General features: G+C 38.6%; 19 protein-coding genes, 3 pseudogenes and 1 riboswitch. Of the genes and pseudogenes, 7 read left to right on the top strand and 15 right to left on the bottom strand.

Annotated elements, in window-relative coordinates; translation table 11 throughout:
- Positions 1 to 312: 312 nt before the first annotated feature.
- From P9E47_RS17280 to P9E47_RS17250, 7 genes are all read right to left on the bottom strand, one after another.
- Positions 313 to 1632, bottom strand: coding sequence for a UDP-glucose dehydrogenase family protein (locus P9E47_RS17280; protein WP_326164133.1), 1320 nt, complete (start codon positions 1630 to 1632; stop codon positions 313 to 315).
- A 1-nt stretch (position 1633) separates the two neighbouring features.
- Positions 1634 to 2560: a UTP--glucose-1-phosphate uridylyltransferase GalU gene (galU, locus tag P9E47_RS17275; RefSeq protein ID WP_004430876.1), complete on the bottom strand. Its 927-nt coding sequence runs from the start codon at positions 2558 to 2560 to the stop codon at positions 1634 to 1636.
- 136 nt (positions 2561 to 2696) lie between these two features.
- Positions 2697 to 3473 carry a HipA family kinase gene (locus P9E47_RS17270; RefSeq protein WP_004430874.1) on the bottom strand — a complete coding sequence of 259 codons (777 nt, stop codon included), beginning with the start codon at positions 3471 to 3473 and terminating at the stop codon, positions 2697 to 2699.
- The gene (locus P9E47_RS17265) at positions 3470 to 4585 is read right to left on the bottom strand and encodes a glycosyltransferase family 4 protein (protein WP_004430871.1); all 1116 of its coding nucleotides are present in this window, start codon (positions 4583 to 4585) and stop codon (positions 3470 to 3472) included. The genes P9E47_RS17270 and P9E47_RS17265 overlap by 4 nt, the downstream gene beginning before the upstream one ends.
- Positions 4586 to 4661: 76 nt before the next feature.
- Positions 4662 to 5732 carry a hypothetical protein gene (locus tag P9E47_RS17260; RefSeq protein WP_326164132.1) on the bottom strand — a complete coding sequence of 357 codons (1071 nt, stop codon included), beginning with the start codon at positions 5730 to 5732 and terminating at the stop codon, positions 4662 to 4664.
- A 249-nt stretch (positions 5733 to 5981) separates the two neighbouring features.
- Complete coding sequence (msrA, locus tag P9E47_RS17255; RefSeq protein WP_326164131.1) at positions 5982 to 6938, bottom strand: peptide-methionine (S)-S-oxide reductase MsrA; 957 nt, start codon at positions 6936 to 6938, stop codon at positions 5982 to 5984.
- A 112-nt stretch (positions 6939 to 7050) separates the two neighbouring features.
- The gene (locus P9E47_RS17250) at positions 7051 to 7713 is read right to left on the bottom strand and encodes a sensor histidine kinase (RefSeq protein WP_326164129.1); all 663 of its coding nucleotides are present in this window, start codon (positions 7711 to 7713) and stop codon (positions 7051 to 7053) included.
- Positions 7714 to 7765: 52 nt separating this feature from the next.
- On the opposite strand from P9E47_RS17250, the gene P9E47_RS17245 reads away from it, so the two are divergent.
- Positions 7766 to 7921, top strand: coding sequence for an anti-repressor SinI family protein (locus tag P9E47_RS17245; RefSeq protein WP_326164128.1), 156 nt, complete (start codon positions 7766 to 7768; stop codon positions 7919 to 7921).
- Between the two features lie 72 nt (positions 7922 to 7993).
- On the opposite strand, the pseudogene P9E47_RS17240 reads toward P9E47_RS17245, so the two are convergent.
- Positions 7994 to 9130 (bottom strand): annotated as a pseudogene (locus tag P9E47_RS17240) (glycosyltransferase family 4 protein); the annotation flags it as partial.
- Between the two features lie 206 nt (positions 9131 to 9336).
- Positions 9337 to 10422, bottom strand: a pseudogene (locus P9E47_RS17235) (CotS family spore coat protein); the annotation flags it as partial.
- 394 nt (positions 10423 to 10816) lie between these two features.
- Between P9E47_RS17235 and P9E47_RS17230 the strand changes: the two are divergent.
- On the top strand, positions 10817 to 11809 hold the full coding sequence (locus tag P9E47_RS17230) for an NAD-dependent epimerase (RefSeq protein WP_326164127.1): 993 nt from the start codon (positions 10817 to 10819) through the stop codon (positions 11807 to 11809).
- Between the two features lie 60 nt (positions 11810 to 11869).
- Here the strand turns inward: P9E47_RS17230 and P9E47_RS17225 are convergent, their stop codons facing one another.
- Together P9E47_RS17225 and P9E47_RS17220 are read right to left on the bottom strand one after the other, a co-directional pair.
- Positions 11870 to 13066: a phosphoglycerate dehydrogenase gene (locus tag P9E47_RS17225; protein ID WP_326164126.1), complete on the bottom strand. Its 1197-nt coding sequence runs from the start codon at positions 13064 to 13066 to the stop codon at positions 11870 to 11872.
- 240 nt (positions 13067 to 13306) lie between these two features.
- Positions 13307 to 13390: riboswitch (ZMP/ZTP riboswitch) on the bottom strand.
- Between the two features lie 76 nt (positions 13391 to 13466).
- Positions 13467 to 15068, bottom strand: a complete 1602-nt coding sequence (locus tag P9E47_RS17220; protein WP_004430852.1) for an FMN-binding glutamate synthase family protein — start codon at positions 15066 to 15068, stop codon at positions 13467 to 13469.
- Positions 15069 to 15343: 275 nt separating this feature from the next.
- Between P9E47_RS17220 and P9E47_RS17215 the strand changes: the two genes are divergently transcribed.
- Positions 15344 to 15853: an OsmC family protein gene (locus tag P9E47_RS17215; protein WP_326164124.1), complete on the top strand. Its 510-nt coding sequence runs from the start codon at positions 15344 to 15346 to the stop codon at positions 15851 to 15853.
- A gap of 177 nt (positions 15854 to 16030) precedes the next feature.
- Positions 16031 to 16459: a YugN family protein gene (locus P9E47_RS17210; RefSeq protein ID WP_326164123.1), complete on the top strand. Its 429-nt coding sequence runs from the start codon at positions 16031 to 16033 to the stop codon at positions 16457 to 16459.
- A 246-nt stretch (positions 16460 to 16705) separates the two neighbouring features.
- On the opposite strand, the gene P9E47_RS17205 is transcribed toward P9E47_RS17210, so the two are convergent.
- Positions 16706 to 17020 carry a thioredoxin family protein gene (locus tag P9E47_RS17205; RefSeq protein ID WP_004430846.1) on the bottom strand — a complete coding sequence of 105 codons (315 nt, stop codon included), beginning with the start codon at positions 17018 to 17020 and terminating at the stop codon, positions 16706 to 16708.
- A 217-nt stretch (positions 17021 to 17237) separates the two neighbouring features.
- Here P9E47_RS17205 and P9E47_RS17200 point away from each other — a divergent pair, with 217 nt between their 5' ends.
- Positions 17238 to 18008: a formate/nitrite transporter family protein gene (locus tag P9E47_RS17200; RefSeq protein ID WP_004430845.1), complete on the top strand. Its 771-nt coding sequence runs from the start codon at positions 17238 to 17240 to the stop codon at positions 18006 to 18008.
- A gap of 144 nt (positions 18009 to 18152) precedes the next feature.
- Here the strand turns inward: P9E47_RS17200 and P9E47_RS17195 are convergent.
- Positions 18153 to 18279, bottom strand: a pseudogene (locus P9E47_RS17195) (M20/M25/M40 family metallo-hydrolase); the annotation flags it as partial.
- 92 nt (positions 18280 to 18371) lie between these two features.
- Between P9E47_RS17195 and P9E47_RS17190 the strand changes: the two are divergent.
- On the top strand, positions 18372 to 19091 hold the full coding sequence (locus P9E47_RS17190; protein ID WP_326164122.1) for a class I SAM-dependent methyltransferase: 720 nt from the start codon (positions 18372 to 18374) through the stop codon (positions 19089 to 19091).
- A gap of 58 nt (positions 19092 to 19149) precedes the next feature.
- On the opposite strand, the gene P9E47_RS17185 is transcribed toward P9E47_RS17190, so the two are convergent.
- On the bottom strand, positions 19150 to 19479 hold the full coding sequence (locus tag P9E47_RS17185; RefSeq protein WP_004430841.1) for an LSm family protein: 330 nt from the start codon (positions 19477 to 19479) through the stop codon (positions 19150 to 19152).
- Positions 19480 to 19761: 282 nt separating this feature from the next.
- Between P9E47_RS17185 and P9E47_RS17180 the strand changes: the two genes are divergently transcribed.
- The gene (locus P9E47_RS17180) at positions 19762 to 20166 is read left to right on the top strand and encodes a hypothetical protein (RefSeq protein ID WP_004430840.1); all 405 of its coding nucleotides are present in this window, start codon (positions 19762 to 19764) and stop codon (positions 20164 to 20166) included.
- A gap of 16 nt (positions 20167 to 20182) precedes the next feature.
- Here the strand turns inward: P9E47_RS17180 and crcB are convergent, their stop codons facing one another.
- A complete protein-coding gene (gene crcB / locus P9E47_RS22975) occupies positions 20183 to 20542 on the bottom strand; it encodes a fluoride efflux transporter CrcB (protein WP_004430837.1) in 360 nt (119 codons plus the stop codon).
- Between the last annotated feature and the right edge of the window lie 2 nt (positions 20543 to 20544).

Genomic DNA, 20544 nt, shown 5'->3' with positions numbered 1-20544 from the left:
ATTAAGATTATTGTTTCGCTAATAGTATTGTAATTCAAAGTTTCTTTTAAGTCTAGTAAATTTTTTGCCTATTTTTATATTTCTGAAAATGATTAAAAATTATATTATAATACTCTTTTTTTATAAATTAATATAAGAAAAGGGCAGCTTCATGCTGAGACTGCCCTTCAATAATAATCACTATAGGAAGCATTTAAATAAACACGTTCGCAATTAATTACTCTATTTCCATTTTTTTATTAGGACATGAACAAAAAAGTGTACCATCGGAATGCCTTTTCCAATGATACACATTTGCGTTATTTATCTTCATTATTGTTTTTCTATAATTACTGCAGGCTTTCCAATTGGGTAATACTCTAATGTCTCACAGGACTTTAGTTTCTCTATTCCATAACAGTTCCGGCCGTCGAAGATGATGGGTTCTTTCATTTTTTGTAACAGGCGAGTGAGATCTATTTGTTTAAACTCATCCCATTCTGTTACGATAAACAAGGCATCGGCCCCATCTGCAGCTTCAAAGGCAGAATTGGCATATCGGATAATATTACCTATTACTTTTTTAGCGTTATTGGTGGCAATCGGATCATAAGCTACGACATCGGTTCCCATTTGCGATAGTAAGTGGGCAATTTTGATGGATGGGGCTTCCCTCATATCATCTGTTTCCGGCTTAAAGGAAAGACCCAGCATCGCAATCTTTTTCCCTTTTAAATCTCCTAGACGATTGATCGCCTTTTTAACCAGGAGATGTTGCTGCTTTTCATTGATGATGATTGTTTCCTTTAACATCGAGAAATTAGTGCCGTAAATATTGGCTGTCTTCAGCAATGCTTTCACATCTTTAGGAAAACAGGAGCCCCCATAACCAATCCCAGGATTGAGAAAGGCCTCTCCGATCCGTTTATCCTTTCCCATTCCTTTGGCAACATCTTGAACATCGGCTCCGACTGCCTCACATAGGTTGGCGATTTCATTAATATAACTAATCTTCGTTGCTAAAAAGGCATTGGATGCATATTTAATCATTTCTGCACTTCTAATAGTTGTAAATAAAATAGGGGCATGTAAAGGGAGATACATTTCCCCGACTTTTTTTGCTGCTTCTTCATGATCTGAGCCAATGATAATTCGATCGGCATGTATCGTGTCGTGCATTGCGGAGCCTTGCCTTAAAAATTCAGGATTTGAAACCATTTTAATCGTTATATCTTTCTTTAAGCGCTCTTCAAGTATTTTTTTTATATAATCATTTGTACCAACGGGTACAGTGCTTTTAATAACAACAATGGCATTATGATTTAAATGCTCGGCAATGTCTCTCGCTGCCTGCTCGATATAGGATAAATCTGCTCCACCATCATCACCCTGAGGCGTTCCCACCGCAATGATAATAATTTCCGCAGCCTTTAATCCTTCTAAGTGGGATGTCGTGAAGTTGAGTCTTTCTGCTCCGATGTTTTTAGTAAGTAGCTCTTCAAGTCCTGGTTCATAGATAGGGGAAATGCCTTCTTGAAGGTTCTTTATTTTTCGTTGATCAATATCAATACAGACAACATGGTGGCCAATTTCTGCTAAACAAACACCTGTGGACAGTCCAACATACCCTGTACCCAATACCGTTATCTTCATTTCAATCCTGCTCCCTATTGACGCAATCTATATTTTCTTTGTTAATCTTATTATTTTCTTTTTCAATCAAATTTCTTAAGTACTTGAGAAGTTCTGCTCGGATATCCTCCCGCTCTAGCGCATAATCAAGGGTTGCTTTAATGAACCCATTTTTATCACCAATATCATAACGGGTTCCTTCGAAATGATAGGCAAGTACGGCCTGATGCCTGTTAAGCTCATTTATAGCATCCGTCAGCTGAAGCTCATTGCCGCGGCCAACCGGGAGCCTTGCGAGAATATCGAAAATTTCAGGTCTTAACACATAACGCCCCATGATTGCATAATTTGAAGGAGCTGCTTCCCTACTCGGTTTTTCCACTAAAGAATCAAGATAAAATAGATTCGGCTCAATACTCGAACCTTTTGGCTTGATGATTCCATATTTACTTACCTCTTGTTCCGGAACAGCTTGAACAGCTACTACTGAGCTGTTGCAATACTCGAAGACATTGATGATTTGTTTTAAGCAAGGTGTTTCCGACTTCACAATGTCATCACCTAATAAAACAGCAAAAGGCTCATTTCCGATAAAGCTTTTTGCACAAAGAATGGCATGTCCAAGCCCTTTCGGTTCTTTTTGGCGGACATAAAAGATATTGACGAGATTGGAGATGTTCTGAACCTCCTCTAAAACAGCCATTTGGTTTTTTTTCAATAAGGCATCCTCAAGCTCATAGGATTTATCAAAGTGATCCTCAATTGATCTCTTCCCTCTGCCGATTATAATGACAATTTCCTCAATTCCAGAAGCCACCGCTTCTTCGACAATATATTGAATCGTCGGTTTATCAACAATCGGCAGCATTTCTTTTGGTTGTGCTTTTGTTGCCGGCAAAAATCTCGTGCCAAGACCGGCCGCCGGAATAATAGCTTTTCTGATCTTCATATGCTGCCTCCTTCTTGAATACTTAATCCCCATTCACAATATATTGATATTCATTCAGATGGCTAATGGACCCGTTCAAACGCCTATGGTCAGCCCGTTAAGTTAAAAAAACTCCCGCCTGAGGTACAGGTAGGAGTTAATCGTAGCTTTTTAATGGGTGATAGATTTTTTTAATAAATCTTTGCGTTAACTCTGGAAGAACCTTCTTCCTCCTTCTAATTAAAGCGCTAACCATCGCCTTTTTTTCTTCTTTAGAAACAGCCCATTCTTCCGGGATTAGGTCAACAATTTCTTCCATTAATAAAACAGGAATGGTCTGGATAATTTCTAACTGTTCACTGAAGTTTTCTTCTTCCTCAATAAAAAGTGTCATGATTTGATGTGTGGCACTTTTTAAAAGGGTAGTCGGTAAATTCTCCAAGTCTGGAAGATCCCAATTGTACGTTCCGAATACCTCCGCATGATCAATAATCGATAACCCGTGTATGTTTGGGGTGACTTCGTGTAAAAGGATATTTTTACGTGTTCGATCCGTATTGCACAGCCAATAGTCAAATAAAATAATGCCTGCTAATTGCACCTGGTCATTTGTCAGATTTGATACGTCTAAAACCTGATGCCCATCAAAACAATTTGGTTTGTACAATGAGGCATATTGATATTTAACGCTGCCTAACCCAGCAAGCTCCTTGATATTGTTGGAGAACTCTTCCGGGATGTCTACAATCCGTGCGTAAGGAATTGGCAGTTCAAGAAAGCGTGCTAAACAGTAAGCAACCCATTCATTTGGCAGTGATTTTTCAAAACCAGGTTGGAAATACTTAACGACATAATCATTCCCATCGCTAAACGTAATTAAGTGCGCGTTTGATTTTCCTTCTAGTTTTTTCTGATATCGAACAGGCTCTATCAAGATTTGTTCACCTCACCATCAGAACCTTCACTATTACCCACTAGCTTTTTTAATAATTCAACATATTGTTCAGCAACAACCTCAATAGCAAAGTGGTCTTGAACATGGGTAATCGCAGCACTGGACATTTTTTTATGAAGATTCAGATTGTCCAAGATATCATATAGTTTAGTAGTCGCATCCTCGACATTTTGCCCATGGTATAGGAGACCGGTTGCTCCATCACGCACGATTTCTGTAATAGGCATCATTTTGGATGCCACTACCGGAACACCGCAAATCATCGATTCAATAAACGTATTGCCAAATGACTCCGACCTTGTCGTTGCAAGGGTACATCCACCTGATTCACGAACTTTGGCATAGACATGAGGCATTTGCTGGTATGGAATCACAGGGAACCACTTCACAATATCGGTTAACTGTTCTTCCTCCCGCTTGGCGGCAAACTCTTCACGTTGCACACTTTGTGCGCCGCCTATGACCCAAATTTCGATATCATCGCGTTCACTTTTAATTTTCTTTGCAATTTCTAATAACATCGGCCAATTTTTCCGTTTATCCAAGCGCCCGATATAGGCGACAATTTTCTTATCATTTGGAACGATTGGTGTACTATTAAAATCAATTTCCTCCTTCGGTAATGCTCTAAAAAATGTTGTATCCACTCCGTTATATATAACCTCTATTGGGATTGTGTCGATCAATATGGAGACTAAACGTTTTTGATATTGTGATGGGACGATGATCGTTAAAGGTTCAACATTTCTGAAATTTTTCAAATGGGGAATTAACTTAATCAGCTCTGGTGTCCGAGCTTCAACTATTACGGGACCTTTGTACTTTGCTTTTTTAATCCATTTATAGGCAGCGCCTGTGTCGACGACAACAATAGCATCGTAACCGTTCTTTTTTATAATTTTAATAATCTTCTCGTCTTCTTTTGTTAAATAAACGGGAGCTACATCTTGCATAATGTGCAACCCGCCATGGTCGGTTGTATATAAGAATTCTGTTTCAATGCCGTACTTTTTAAAATAGATCGAACGATTTCGCCATCCAGCATTCACCCCGCCAACAGTGAGCAGCCGCCAAATTACAAGTACTTTCATATGCGTATCTCCTCGTTTATTACTCTAGGGTAGCCTCCTCATACGGCATTAGCATCATGATTTTTAATTTATCCCCCTATTTAAAACGACGTTTGCGGCGGCCTCTTTCATCAAATGTGATTTTATTCCATTTATTCCCTTGATGCTCACTTTTTTCCCTTTTGTCTTTATCTTCACGATAGTTCTTTTCATCGTAACGACCCTTTTCTCCCTGCTTCCCTTTATCCATACTCCAAGTCCTACCAGTCATTTTCCCGATGTCAACTTGCCTTCTTGGTTCGTATCCCCTGTTGGGTTTCATCTCATTCTCGAATTCAAGTTCACGTCTATCCCAGTATTCATCGATTTTATCCATGATATCATCGGGATTATGACCTATTGCCAGCATAGTCTTTACCCATTCTTCTTTAAAAACCTTGTGAACTAAACCTTCAAGGGAAGAAGCATAGGATGAATCGTTATTTTTGGTAAGAAGCTTTTGGCTTTGTTTTTTCAATTCCTTACCTTTGTATTGACTTAGGATGCTTTGATATATTTCCCGGGATATTTCCTCCATCTGGATATAGTGCTTCCATTCTTCATGTAATTCAGGCGCCATCTCCGCTACATGGGTTAAAAACAATGTTTTATATTCTTCGCCTAATGACGTTAATAATTTACGAGGATAAGGGTATACCCGGTCACGCCAAACCGTTCTTGCCACATCAATCACTTTTAAATTTCCGTCTGGTTGAACATAAATTTGTCGCTTATGGTGGTCAATCCGCTCGAAGCCAATTTCTTTAAATGTTATTAGCATCTCAATCAATTTGGAGGAAAGCTCCTTCGTCAAAGGCTGAGATTGCAAGTACTCGCGAACATCGACGCCTTTCACAATATCCATTGCAATATAAAGCGGTCCCTTGGCATGGACTTTTGGAAACAGATCACTGTCCTTTCCAAGTGATAAAGCATAATGTTCCCGCTCACAGTCCTCCTCATTACCGAACACCTTCACACAAATGTCATCCGTAAATTGAAAAACAGCCCCTTGGCGCCCTTTTCCCATCATTTTTAATGGCGACTTATTGATGACTTCAACATCTGCATTCTCGATATTTTGAACCTTTATTTTTTTAATACATTTTTGTAAAAATTCAGTATCCACACTATTCACTCCTTCCTAATCAGGATTCCTTTTGCCTATTCATCAATGTAAAAATCCTTGTTAGAAATTGAAATATAGTCTCCTCCCTATATATAATTCAGGAGTACCATAAAATGTAAAGGTAAACATCCATTTTTTTAAAAATAGTTTGGATTATGATTTGCAATTGGGGGTTATTGGGGTAAATCTGGGTTATCTATAATCAAACAGGGGTGGAACTCCATTTGGTGAGGATAAATTCTTTTACCCTCACCCAAACAACTTCAAATACTGCCCATACCCTTCTTCCTCTAGTTTTTCCTTTGGAATAAAACGAAGAGCGGCGGAATTAATACAATAACGGGCACGGTCCAGCCCTGGTCCATCATCGAAGACATGGCCTAGATGGGAATCAGATTGCTTTGCTCGAACTTCAATTCTTCGCATGCCGTGCGACGTATCCAATCGCTCCTCTAATTCGATTCGACGGATTGGCCTAGTGAAACTTGGCCAGCCGCAACCTGCATCAAATTTATCGGTTGAACTAAATAATGGTTCACCGGAGATGATATCAACATAAATACCATCCTCAAAGGTATTCCAATATTCATTACGGAACGGCGGTTCAGTTGCACTATTCCTTGTTACTTCATATTGAATCGGTGTTAGTTCCTTTCTTAACTCCTCATCGCTTTTCTGCTCTTTCCAATGCTCCCGAATAAAGCGGGCCCGACCGGAGCCTTCTTTGTACATATTGTAGTGAAACGGATTCTTTTTATAATAATCCTGGTGCTTTTCTTCGGCCGGATAAAATGGGCCAGCAGGTAAAATTTCCGTTGCAATCGGCTTTTGAAAACGCCCGCTTGCAGCTAACTCAGCTTTAGAGGCCTCCGCTAATTCTCTTTGTTCCTCATCATGGTAGAAAATCGCAGTCTGATAAGACTGACCTCTGTCATGGAACTGACCGCCCGTATCAGTTGGATCAATCTGCTGCCAATACAATTCAAGTAACTTCTTATATGGAAAAACAGCCGGGTCATAGGTGATCTGCACGGCTTCATAATGTCCTGTTGTATCTGAGCAAACCTCTTCATATGTAGGATTTTCAGTATGCCCACCTGTATAGCCTGAGACTATCTTTTCTATTCCAGGCTGTTCATCAAACGGAGATACCATACACCAAAAACATCCACCGGCAAATGTCGCTAATTTATACTGTTCCGACACTTTAACTTCCTCTCCTTTGTCAATGATTAATTGTTTAAAGCCCTTTTTGAGCTATTGTATCACAACCATTGCTTGCTTCAAAAATGTCCTGCTCCTATATTCCATCATGCTCCTACATTCCTTCAAACAAAGGCAACATAAAATAAAAGCAACTTCCCTCTCCTTCTTTGCTTTCCACGCCAATCATGCCATGGTGATGCTCAATAATCTCTTTTGAGATGGAAAGGCCAAGTCCTGACCCATTCTGCTGTTGATTTTGGTTTTTACTCTTATAAAACCGATTGAAGACAAGATCAAGCTCATCTTCTTTTACAAACCTTTTGGCATTTTTAAGGATATTTACAATAACCTGTTCAATCCGCAATGGATCAATAAAAACGATTAGCTCCTCCACTGTATCGGAAAGCAGGTCGTGATATTTGAAAATAATTCCTTCCTTTTCGACATCTAACTTCGTTTTATTATAAAAATTTAGAACATAGTCCTGGATGTTTACCTTTTGTAAATCGTACTTAATCTGCCTGTTTTCAACATTAGTCATATCATGTAAATCATGCAGCATTCGTGATAAATAGAGACTTTGATCATAGACTAATTGAATAAAATTCTTTTTACTAGGAATAACGCCATCCAACATCCCCATCGTATATGCGCGAATATTTGTTAATGGTGTCGATATTTCGTGGGAAATATTTCGAATCCATTTACTCCTCGATTGGTGTGCTTCTTCTAAGCTTTCATTGGCGACTTGAAGCCGTTTATTAGCATATTGCAACTCTTTGGTTAAGGTTGAAATGAGAAATATTTTGTAGGAGTGAATGGAAGGAATGCTGGATCAAGAATGGATAAAACTTATTTTACAGGCAAAGCATTTGGGATTAACCATAGAGGAAATCAGAGAATTCCTTTATAAGGAACAGGAAAGTAAAACAAAGAAAGCAATGAATCTTTCAGTCGGGAATACACAAAAAAGCCGAGTATAGGTTAATAAAATACAACCTATATTCGGCTTTTTTATAAGTGGGACACAGTTCCCGACCCCATGGCTCAGCTTATGCCTTTTTCCAAACATTCAATAATTCCTCTGCCACACGGTCCCATGTGTAAAGGGAAAGGGCGAGGTCTCTGCTTTTAATGCCCATCTTTTTCATCATTGTTTTATCGGAAAGGATTTCTGAAATTGCTTTTGTAAAGTTGGCTGGGTCTTCCGGATTGTCTACGATGAGGCCATTTTCCCTCGGAAGAATGACCTCCGGATTTCCGCCTCTTGCTGTTGTTACGATTGGGAGTCCTGACGCCATGGCTTCGTAGTGCACACGGGCCAGTGGTTCCTGCCAAACAGATGTGCATACGAATAGATCAGCAGCAGCGAACCAGTTTTGAATCTCACTTTGCGCTACAAAGCCCGTTGATACAACAGGGATTGACAGCCTTTTCGCTAATGCTTTTACATAAGCAATATAATCAGTAATATCATTTTCACTAAACCATTTACTGCCAACGATTACCAAGGCGATATCCTTATTTTTCTTAGCTATGTCTGGGATTGCTCTAATTAGTTTATCTACACCTTTGCTTGTTGACAGCCTGCCGGCAAAAAGAAGGACGGTTTTGTTTTCTAAACTATGTTCTTTACGAATAGTTTCTCGGATTTTTTTCATATTTGGATGGGTAGCAGGTAAAAAGCGGTCAACATCAACACCGGAATAAATCGTATTAAGCTTTGGTGCAGCTTCGGGATAAAGCTCTTTAATTACATTTCCAACATAGTTGCTTACTGTTACAATTTGGGAAACTTCCTGTAAAGCTGCTGCTGCCTCTTCGGGCTTAATTTTTTCACGATTAAACATGTCATTATGCATACTTAATGTAATTTTTGAGTTTGGTGCAACGTTTCGAACTGGGAGAACTAGGCGGGGACGATTATAGATGTGAATTAAATCATATTGGTTTGATTGCAGATGTTGCAAAACCCCTTCTTCATAAACCTCTAATGCTTTTCCCGGTATGCGGACAAAGTGAATCTTATCCACCGTTTCTTCGTCCGGAAGGGATAGATCGTCAACCCCTAGAACAGTAATATCGTGGGCCTTTCCTAAATACGGAAGGATGCCGGCAATATATGTTTGAATGGCACCGCCGCGAACAGGTGGAACTGGAAGTTTTTCAGTACAGATCATTAATACTTTCATTTTTTCTTTTTCCCATCCTTTTTGTTGTTTTTCTTTTCATTCTTTTTCGATTTGCCATCTTCTTTATTGCGTTTGTCCATATTCCGACCTTCTTGTTTTACTTGCTTTTCTTGCTTTTCTTGCTTTTCTTGCTTTTCTTGCTTTTCTTGCTTTTCTTGTTTACTCTCTTCCCTGCTTCGGCTCTCCTTCGTTCTTTCAACTTTACCCCAATCATTTTTAATTTGTTCAAGTACTGGCCATTTTGTCTTATCCGTTTCGACAATGGTGTTAATCATGGCTGCTGTTTCTTCATTCAAAAAGACCTCTGGTTCATAGACTACTTCCTTCACATTCTTATAAAATTCGTTCGGCATTGCTAAATCAATCATTAAAATTTCATAGAGTTCCTTTGAAATTGGGTTGGCTTCATGATAGGCTTTGATCATTTCCCGCACCCATGTTACATCCCATGTGTATAAATCTGCCATCGTACCTGTAATTAGTTTCCTTAAGTCACGGATCGGAATGTCATAGGCTACCCCGTCAAGGTCAATCACCCACATGCCATTCTCACCCATTTGCCCGTTTGACCAGCCATAATCCTGGTGAACGAGTCCCCAGGCTTCATTACCAAGCTTAGTTAATTCATTGTAGCTAGATTGATTTAATGCTTCTAATCCTCTTTTTGCCTGCTCTTCAAACTGATCTACCACACTTAATAGAAGCGAGCTTGCAGGCATTTCACTATAGGCATTTGCTAGATTGCGAAACCAATCCATTTTGTCTATTACTTTTTGGTAGTTCTTTGGCCATTTATATAAGCGTGATGGCAGCTCCGATTTCGCAGGTGGGACATAGCCTTGGCTTAAACGATGGAATTCACCTAGGGCACGACAAAGATGTTTGGCACCCTCTAAATCTTTTGTGACAGGGTACAGCGGTTCAATCCATTCGGCTACAAACCAGCACTTCCCTCCCATTATAAGGTAATCTTCCCCATCCTTCGTTTTTACAAGTGGAGGCACGTTGGCTTTTTGAACATTAACCAAATATTCCTGCGCACCAAGGCTAAACATGCTTCTCGTTGGCCTCCGGTGTAATAGCTTCAAGCTTTTTGGACCGGCATCCGTTTCAAGCTTCCAGATTGCACCGCCTTTATCGGACTTGGTTGTAATGCAAGTCATGCTCTTTACAGATAGGCTATAGTGCTTTAAAACATCCTCTGCCATTTTAATAATATAATCCGGAACATAAAACTCCTCCCCGGTATCACCCCGTAGCAGTTCTTCTTCCAGCCAGGGTTCGATGAGAATTGCTGGTTCCTTCGTGGTTTTCTCTATCTTTTTATTCGTTGATTTTTCCGTCTTAACGGCCTTAACCGTCTTTTCTGCTTTTACGTTTTCTGATTTCGAAGTTTTTTCCGCCTTTGAGGTTTTTTCCGCTTTAACGGTTTTCACCTTCTTATCTTTTTTGCTCATTTTTCTCCTCCTATGAGTTTCTTTTAGGATGTTTACCTTTTACCAATCTATGGAGTTTAAACAAACATGTATAGACAGCCTCATTAGAAGCTCCATAATCAAAAAGACTATTTTTACACACCATTTACAAAATTTTTACAATTGTGCAAATCCCTCAAACATAGGGTACCTTCTTATCATAGGAATATAGAAAGTCCTTTGGATTAAAGAAAGGAGGAGAAACTTAATAGTGAAACAACCTATTAATCCTATCTTGGTAACAGGAAGTGCCGGATTTATCGGATTTCATTTGTCAAAAAGATTACTAGATGAAGGATTTTCTGTAGTTGGCCTCGATAATTTAAATGAATATTATGATTCAAAACTAAAAATAGATCGATTAACGATATTAAAAAACACGCCCAATTTTACTTTTATAAAAGGTTCTATCGAAAACCTGGAACTGTTAGAAAGTCTATTTGAACAATATAACTTTCCTATAGTTGTTCACTTGGCCGCTCAGGCCGGCGTTCGGTACAGCTTGGAAAACCCACATCAATATATACAGTCGAATCTTGTTGGGTTTACGAATATATTGGAATGCTGCAAAAAGTGGAAGGTTGAGCATCTCTTGTATGCCTCATCAAGTTCAGTATATGGAAATAATAAAAAGACACCTTTTTCAATCGAGGACCGTGTTGATTACCCGGTTAGTATTTATGCTGCAACCAAAAAGGCGAATGAGCTGATGGCTTATACGTATAGCCACCTGTATAATTTGCCGGCAACGGGGATGAGATTTTTCACAGTATATGGACCATGGGGACGACCGGATATGGCATTGTTTACGTTTGCTGATGCGATCATCAATCAAAGGCCGATTTATGTTTATAACTACGGCAATATGAAGCGGGACTTTACTTATATTGACGATGTAGTTGAATCTATCATGCGGTTATTGAAAAAAGGGCCGCCAATAGATTCCGCAGCTCCACACAAAATATATAATATTGGTAATAACAAGCCAGAACAGTTAAATAGATTTATAGAAACACTTGAAAAACATCTCGGTCAACAGACTCAAAAAGTAATGTTGCCGATGCAGCCAGGAGATGTAGTAGAAACCTATGCTGACATTAGTGAATTGGAAAAGGACATTCATTATCACCCGCAAGTGTCCATTGATGAAGGAATCAAAAGATTTGTAAACTGGTTTACCCATTACTATAAAAACAAACAATAAAAGCCGCGTCCTTTGTAAAAAGGGCACGGCTCTTTTATTGAATCTAGTTCACTTGTAATCTTAGAAAATATTAATTGTTACTACGTTAGCAATTTGGTTAATTTTTTCCTCAATGCCAGGAAGAACGTCACCATTTACTTCACCATCAAGGTCGATCATTGTATAAGCGTAATCGCCACGGCTTCTATTCACCATATCAGCAATATTCAAGTCGTAATTTGAAACGGCAGCAGTAATTTGACCAACCATGTTTGGAACATTTTTATGGAATACAGCCAATCGGCGTTTTCCTGTGTACTCTAAGTATGCATTAGGAAAGTTCACAGAGTTTTTAATATTACCAGTTTCTAAGAATTCCTTCATTTGGCGTGCAGCCATGATTGCACAGTTTTCCTCAGATTCTTCAGTAGACGCTCCAAGGTGAGGAATGCAAACTGTATTTTTCATCTTCAATACATTTTCATTCGGGAAGTCCGTAATGTATTTTCCAACGATACCACTTTCAAGTGCGTCAGCCATATCCACTTCGTTAACAAGCTCACCGCGTGAGAAGTTTAAAATGTGAACACCTGTCTTCATTAATTTAAATGCATCTGCATTGAACATACCTTTAGTGCTTTCAACAACTGGCACGTGTACAGTAATATAATCTGCGTTTGCAAATACTTGTTCAAGTGTCATTGCACGTTTTACATTACGAGACAATTTCCAAGCTAAATCAACAGAGATATATGGGTCATAGCCAATTACATCCATGTCTAAGTCAAGAGCATCGTTAGCCACAAGTGCACCGATCGCACCTAAACCAATAACGCCAAGAGTTTTACCTTTAATTTCTTTACCGACGAATTGCTTCTTGCCAGCTTCCACAAGCTTTGGAATTTGATCACCTTCATCTACTAATGTCTTAGTCCATTGAATACCGTCAAAAACATTGCGTGAAGAAGCCATTAATGATGTTAACACAAGCTCTTTTACTGCGTTAGCATTTGCTCCCGGAGTATTGAAAACAACGATTCCGCGCTCTGTGCATCTGTCAATAGGAATATTGTTTACACCGGCACCAGCACGAGCAATCGCCTTTAAGTTATCGCCTAATTCTAAATCATGCATGTTAAAGCTGCGTAAAAGAATGGCATCCGGATTTTCACTGTCGTTATTAATTGAATAATTTTCGTTAAATACATTTAGTCCACTTTCCGCGATGTTATTTAACGTTTTGATTTGTTTTACCTTGTCTAATGTTACTATGCTCACCGTAATCTCCTCTTTCCTTTTTTTATATTATAATAGTTTAATAAATTTCAAAATGAAACATACCCATGCTGCCATCAGCCAAAAGCCTTTGACCCTTTTGTCCGAAAAATTCCTCTAAGATAATAGTAACCTAATTAACTGAAAATATCGACATTAAATTCAAATGTGCATTGAGTTAAAAATTACTTACTTATCCTGTTTATCCCCCCTAAAAGCATAAAGAGGTAAGGGAGAATCCCTTACCTCAGCCCAGGCGAACGGCCATTTCCGTCACTATATGCTCCCTCGCGGTTCGTCCGCGTCTCGCCAGTCACATATAGCTTTATGTTTAACTTTATCTTATCAAATTCTTGATTAACCTTCAAGCCAAAATCCGTTTCAACATTTTTATTTTTTTTTATTATTTTGCCACTTCTTCCTTCACAATCATTTGATAGATGTCTTCAAGTGACCATGTCTTGCCTTTTTCATCTTTATAAACAACATGTTCGCTTCTGAAATGTACAGGGGAATCCAACCCTGCAGCGGCAGCCAAACGAAACAGCCCTTCCCTCATCGCAATTACATAATTGGCTGTTCGATGCTTTTTCTCATCAATAACTAGTGCTTTTTGCAAGAAAGGGTCCGTTGTAGTAACACCAACAGGACAAGCATTGGAGTGACATTTAAGTGCTTGAATACAACCAACCGTGATCATAAACCCTCTGGCGATATTCACAAGGTCTGCTCCCATCGCAAGGGCAACAGCTACGCGGTCTGGAGAAAACAACTTCCCTGATGCGATAATTTTGACACGGTCACGAACACCATGTTGTAATAAAGCGTGATCCAATAGTGGTAATGCAGATTTAATTGGTAACCCCACACTATCAGCTAATTCTTGATAAGTAGCACCAGTCCCGCCTTCCCCACCATCAACCGTTATAAAGTCCGGTCCTTTTCCGGTAAGTTTCATTTGTTTTGCCAACTCATCCGCTTCATGACGGCTCCCAATTACAACTTTAATTCCAACCGGCTTTCCAGTATGCTCACGTATCCTCTCAACAAAATCAAACAAAGACGGAAAATTTGTAAATTCGATGAAACGGTTTGGACTATCAATGGACTTAAATGGTTCTACCATTCGAATTTTTGCAATTTCCTCCGTCACTTTCTCAGCATCGATATGGCCCCCTCGAGTCTTAGCCCCTTGTGCTAATTTAAGCTCAAATGCCTTAATTTCGGGGATTTTGCTTTTTTCTAATAAAGCATCCCAACTAAAGTTCCCTGCTTTATCACGGACACCGAATAAACCAGGCCCAATTTGCATAATGATATCAACCCCACCTTTAAGGTGGTATTCAGATAGACCGCCTTCGCCTGTATTCATCCATGTCCCCTTCGCCATTCCCAACCCTTCCGAAAGTGCAGTAACAGCTCGTTCACCCAAAGATCCATAGCTCATCGCCGACATGCCAATCTGACCTTTTACTATAAAAGGTTGTTTTACATTTCTGCCAATCACAATGGCATCACTGTCATCCAACAAATAGGCAATCGATTCATCCTGTTCAAAATGTTCCTTTCTGCGAGTAAATAAAGGCTCCTTCACCAATAAATAGCGATTGGTTGTCACCTTCGTCTCCCGGTCCATTTTTAACTCTTCCGTTATTTTTGGGAACATTGAATTTCTAATATAATATCCAGCTTCTTCAAAATCCCGTTTGGAACCAAAGCCAATCACATCACGCTTGTACTTTGCTTTTTTGACTATGTGCTCGTATTGTTCTCGAGAAAGGGGTTTTCCTTCATTGTCATTATTAAATAAATACTGACGTAATTCCGGTCCAATCGTTTCGAGAAAGTACCGGGCACGTCCGACCACCGGGTAATTTCTGAGCACCGGGTGTTGCTTCTGTCTTTGATCGATAAAATACAAATTAATCACGGTAATAATTAAAACCAACAGTACCAATGCACAAAAAACAAAGGCAATGACAGTAAAAACATTCGCAATTTCCAACCGTAGTACCCCCAGTTATAGGCATTTAATATTCAATATACTTATAGTTTCCAAATATGTGATTAATATGCCACTTTTTTACGCTTACGAATCCCATTAAATAAAAACGGAAGCAATAGTTTTTCTTTTGCTTCCTTTATATTGCGGTTATTTTATTTTAATTTTATGAATTAATTAATTATTTGGACATATATATATTTGTTGTGCTAATATTTTTATAACAGACTAAAAAGATAGGCTTTTATGATTATAAAAAAAAGTGAGGGAACAATTCTATGAAAAGTGAAGAATTACGCAGGCTTCAAGCACCACTTAAGGAGAAATATCGTGTGAATCCCGGGGAGGCGATGATTACATTACGTGCCCAAGGACAAATTGGTGAGGGTGTTACGTGTCGGGTTGATACTGGAAAAGCACTTGTTGAAGCGGGACTCCACCCAGCAACAGGAGGAAATGGTTTAGCTGCTTGTTCCGGCGACATGCTACTTGAGGCACTAGTTGCTTGCGCAGGCGTTACTCTTAAAGCTGTGGCAACTGCACTCGAAATTGAATTACGCGGCGGTACAATCAGTGCAGAAGGAGATTTAGACTTCCGAGGAACGTTAGGCGTTTCTAAAGAGGCTCCAGTCGGCTTTTCATCCATTCGACTTAACTTTGATCTCGATACAGATGCTTCAGAAGAGCAAGTGACGACATTGCTGCGTTTAACAGAACGTTATTGTGTTGTAAAGCAGACCATTTCGAATCCTACTAATGTAGATGTCTTGCATAGTGTCAAAAACTGATTCATTATTATTTTACAAAAGGTAGTTTTATCACATTTAAAGACTTGCAGAGTTCTCGCAAGTCTTTTCATAATTCCTCCTTCTAGGCTTCAGTTAAACTTTTATTTTAACTAATGTATCACATCCAATATTAGGTAAATAATAATGATGGACCTATATTGAAGGAGAGAAAAATGAATGATTAAATTACAAACAAACATTGAAGGTAAAAGAGCCTATTTTGGGGTAATCAAAAATATTTTTCAATCACACGGGTGTAGTTTTTGCAGTAATTTTGATTACCATCAAGGGAAATTCGATGCTTTATTATGGCGTGAAGGTGGAGAATCTATTTATTTAAGAATGCCTATTTATGTTGTCAACGGGGAGTTGGATTATTCTAATGCATTGATCGAATTTGGTACACCTTTTGTAATTAAGCATGTCGTCAATATTGGCTTAGATTACGATGAAAACTCACTTCTTACCGCAACCACAGGGCTTAATCAATTTCAAGATCCCTTGGACACCGACGGTTATATCCGTGATAAAAGTAGATGGGCCAAGGCAGGGGAAGAAACCGTTAATATGATCATGAATTCAATTAATGGGGTTTTGGTGTCTTAATTTTTGTTTTGTACCTATATGACTAAGTCGATAATTTTTATTTGCTAAATGAAACAGCACTTTGAAGAAGATTTTTTCTTCAGGGGCTTTTCTTGTCCGAACTCACCTCGGCTTCAGACTCAATTTGCAACTTTAAGTTATTCTTTATCTGAATCAAATCCCCGTTCCCCTCAAAATAAAAGGCATACACTTATGACTTTCGGTGGATGCCTTTATTTTTTATGGATGTGATAAACAAAAGCCTATTTATTTTAATCCACTAATGAAGTTTTCGATTTCTTCTTGTGTTTTGCGGTCTTTGCTAACAAAGCGGCCCAATTCCTTCCCATTCTCAAAAGCAACAAAGCTTGGAATTCCATATATATCAAGCTGCTGGCATAGGTCGATGAATTCGTCACGATCTACGTGAACATAAACATAATCATTAAACTTTGATTCTATTTCCGGCAAGAACATATCGGCAAACCTGCAATCAGGACACCAGTCTGCTGAAAAAACAAATATATGCTTCCCTTCATTTTTAAATTGCTCAAATTCCTCCATGGATCCTAAGTTTTTCATGTAAATTCCCCCAAGTATTTTTTTTTGCAATATTTATTCTATCACTTTTTATTCGGTATGGCGGCAATTTAGCCTGTAACCGGTGCAAAGTCATATCCTTGTGATTCTTCAAATTCTATAATCCTAAAACCAGACATACAATAGTACAGATGAGTACAAGTTCCCAATGACAAAATGATGAAAAAGGCTTTTTCCAAAAACGAGGTGACAGAACAACATGGCATTCAACCCTCCAGAAAAGATACTTAAAACTGCAATAGTTGCTGGTGTAAAAAAAGTAAATTTGCCACTCTCCAGTACTCTAATTCTTGGTTTTTTGGCAGGTGTCTACATATCATTCGGTTTTCTATTACATATCAGGATCACAGCAGGCCTCCCCATACATTGGGGCTCGATGCCGGATTTCATCGGGGCGGCTCTTTTCCCACTTGGTCTGATCCTTGTCCTTGTTGCAGGAGGGGAACTCCTTACGGGAAATTTCATGGCTGTTACAACCGCTAGACTTTCTGGAAAAATAACAACATGGCATATCGCCAAAAATTGGTCCATCATTACCATCAGTAACTTTATTGGCTCCATTTTCGTTGCCTATTTATTTGGTCATCATCTTGGATTAACAGAAACAGAACCCTTTATAACTAAGACCATTGCCGTCGCTGAAAGTAAACTGAATGAATCTTTCCAAATGGCGCTGATTTCCGGAATTGGTGCCAACTGGCTTGTCTGTCTTGCAGTCTGGCTTGCCTATGCAGCAAAAGACACAGCTGGTAAGATCATTGGCATCTGGTTTCCTATTATGGCATTTGTCACAATCGGCTTTCAACACGTGATTGCCAATATGTTTATCATTCCAGCGGCCATCTTCGCAGGCGCTTTTAACTGGTTCATGTATTTAGAAAATTTCATTGCTGTTTTCCTAGGGAATGCAATTGGTGGAGCACTTTTTGTTGGTAGCTTCTATTGGATGGCCTATTCAAAAAATTTATAGCTGAGTCACACCCCGAGCTATGTCGATGTATTCACGGCAAAACGTGGGGCATGACAGGTATTTATTTTTATAAAATATCCTAGTACCCGCAAACAACATAGCCTACTAATTTAGCGGCGGGTAATCAGGGATAAAGGTTAACTCTATGCTTTTTGCTCCACCGGGCGGTACCTCTTCCGCAATGCTGGTGAATGATTTTGATTGTACCTGGGATTTCATCTTTTAATTGAATAAGGCAATCAACAAGAATAAGTAGATAAGCCGTATAACCCGTACCGTTAGGTTATCCAACTTTCCTTTATATAAAAATAGGGAACCAACATTTTTTATTTTCATATTATACAAATAGCATAAATAAAGAAGGTGGTTCTCATTAGCTCTTCGACTTATTTAGATTTTTTATCTAAAATGGGTGTTGGCGGCGCTCACCCCGGTGGCCTAAATCTAACCAAAGAAATTTTTAATGGTGAGAAAATAAATAGCAATTCTCATATTTTGGACGTAGGCTGTGGAACTGGTCAAACAGCTGCCTATTTAGCTGCACATTACGGGGCAAAAGTAACGGCGATGGATATCAATCCCATTATGATAGAAAAAGCCAAAAGTAGAATGAAGCAATACCAATTGCCAGTAGAAGTTATTCAAGGCTCAATAGAAGATTTCCCTCTGAAGGATAATACATTCGACTTTATTCTTTCCGAATCCGTTCTCTCTTTCGTAAATAAGCCTAGGGCTCTTAAAGAAATATTTCGATTGTTAAAGAATGGCGGGCGCTTTATTGCAAATGAACTTACCATCAATAAACCGCTTAATCCATCGAATGAGAAGGAAATTAAGCAATTTTATGGGTTAGATTCCCTCTTGGGAGAGACGGATTGGATTGCTTTATTTGAACAGACTGGTTTCAAAAATATAAAAGTACTTATGCAAAAAAATTCTATGTTTCAAAATGATTCAATGCCTGAGTTCCAATACTCAAAATATATTGAACCAAATCTTTATACAATTATGATTCAACATCTCAATATACTAATGAAGTATCAGGGAATTTTGGATAATAGAATTTTTTTATGTACGAAATAGCATTTAAATAAAAAAGGCTTACAGTCTCCTGTAGGCCTTTTTGTTTCGGAATTTAAATTTAGATAAAGAACGGGAAAAATGGCCCAAATCTTCTTATTCCAAAGAAAGGGAAGCCAAATAATCCAAACGGTCCATAGAAGGGGAAGAACAGCCTATTGTCGCTACTTGCACCTTCCGTGTGCATTGACATTTGGGATTGATCTGTCCGTGGCATAAGGAGATACATTTTATCATGATCATAGCTGTGAAGGATGCCCTGAAAAACAGAACCATCATTTAATTCAACTTGAATAAGTTGATATAAATGTTTTTGGCACTTGTCATGAAAATTCATATCCCTTTGTAAATAATAGGAATTATTTTGATTTTGGTAAATGTTTGATTGCATTAGATTTCCTCCTCAAATTTACTCCTTTACAAGGTATTCCCGAAGTTCCCTTTGTGTTACGGATTTTTGTCATTAAGGAGGAAAGCGAAAAATTAAGGTTTGGTTTTTATCCCACTTATGAAAACTCTTAAGTAACTCCCATACCGTTAAGGAGTCGCTGCCGAGGAGTTAGGAAGCACATTAAAGGATAGAGTTTTTGGATGATTTTATTACTATCATTCGCCGTTACGTTCATAACCAAATCAACATTAAAATAGTACAAAGGGTGGTGATAACGGTTAAATGGGTATTTTTAGTTTGATCACTGTAGCTTGGGCCTTTTTTTATTTATTAAGGTGGATTCATTTAAGAAAAAGGAAGCAAGACACAGGAGAGCAATTTATCAGATGGGGTTTGAGTGTAGACAATTGCTATTTCTATAGCCAACCTTTTATAGTCACCAATCAATGCATCACCATTATTGGATTTCAAGAGATTGATGATAATAAAAGCCCCATCTTTTATTCGGTGGTAAAAATGAGTTGGTGGGGAAAAAGAACAGTGTATGCCCATTGTCTTATCCACGGAAATTTTAAGGATACCAAGGGTTTTCAAATAACTATGGAGAATATCCCCAATGGGGAAGATTATAAAATCGAAGTTTTCAGTAGATATAGAATGGCTTTGGGCCGATTTCAGCTAAGGTAAAAATATTGATATCCAATTACAACAAACTAGTAATGGAATATCCCAGGTATGCTAAAAAGATTCCAAGGATATAACTGCTGACAATATAGAGGAAAAATTGAAAATCCCGACCATTCTTTTTTAACATAAAGAGTTCAAAGTTAAAAGTTGAAAAGGTAGTGTATGCCCCTAAAAAGCCTGTACCCACTAAAATGCGAATGGAACTTGAGATCCAATCGCTTCCTAAAAGGAGACCTATAAAAAATGAACCCGTCATGTTCACTAGAAAAGTCCCCAAAGGAAACAAAATAAAAGTTGAAAAATATTGATTAAAAAAATACCTTAATATTGCCCCGAAAAATCCCCCTAAACCTACAAGCCAAATTTGATTAACCATTC

Origin of the sequence: Schinkia azotoformans, from assembly GCF_035811335.1 — a bacterium.
In the GTDB taxonomy this organism is placed as follows: domain Bacteria; phylum Bacillota; class Bacilli; order Bacillales; family Bacillaceae_J; genus Schinkia; species Schinkia azotoformans.
Note: the sequence above shows the minus strand (reverse complement) of the source record. Positions and strands in the feature narration are given on the sequence as shown.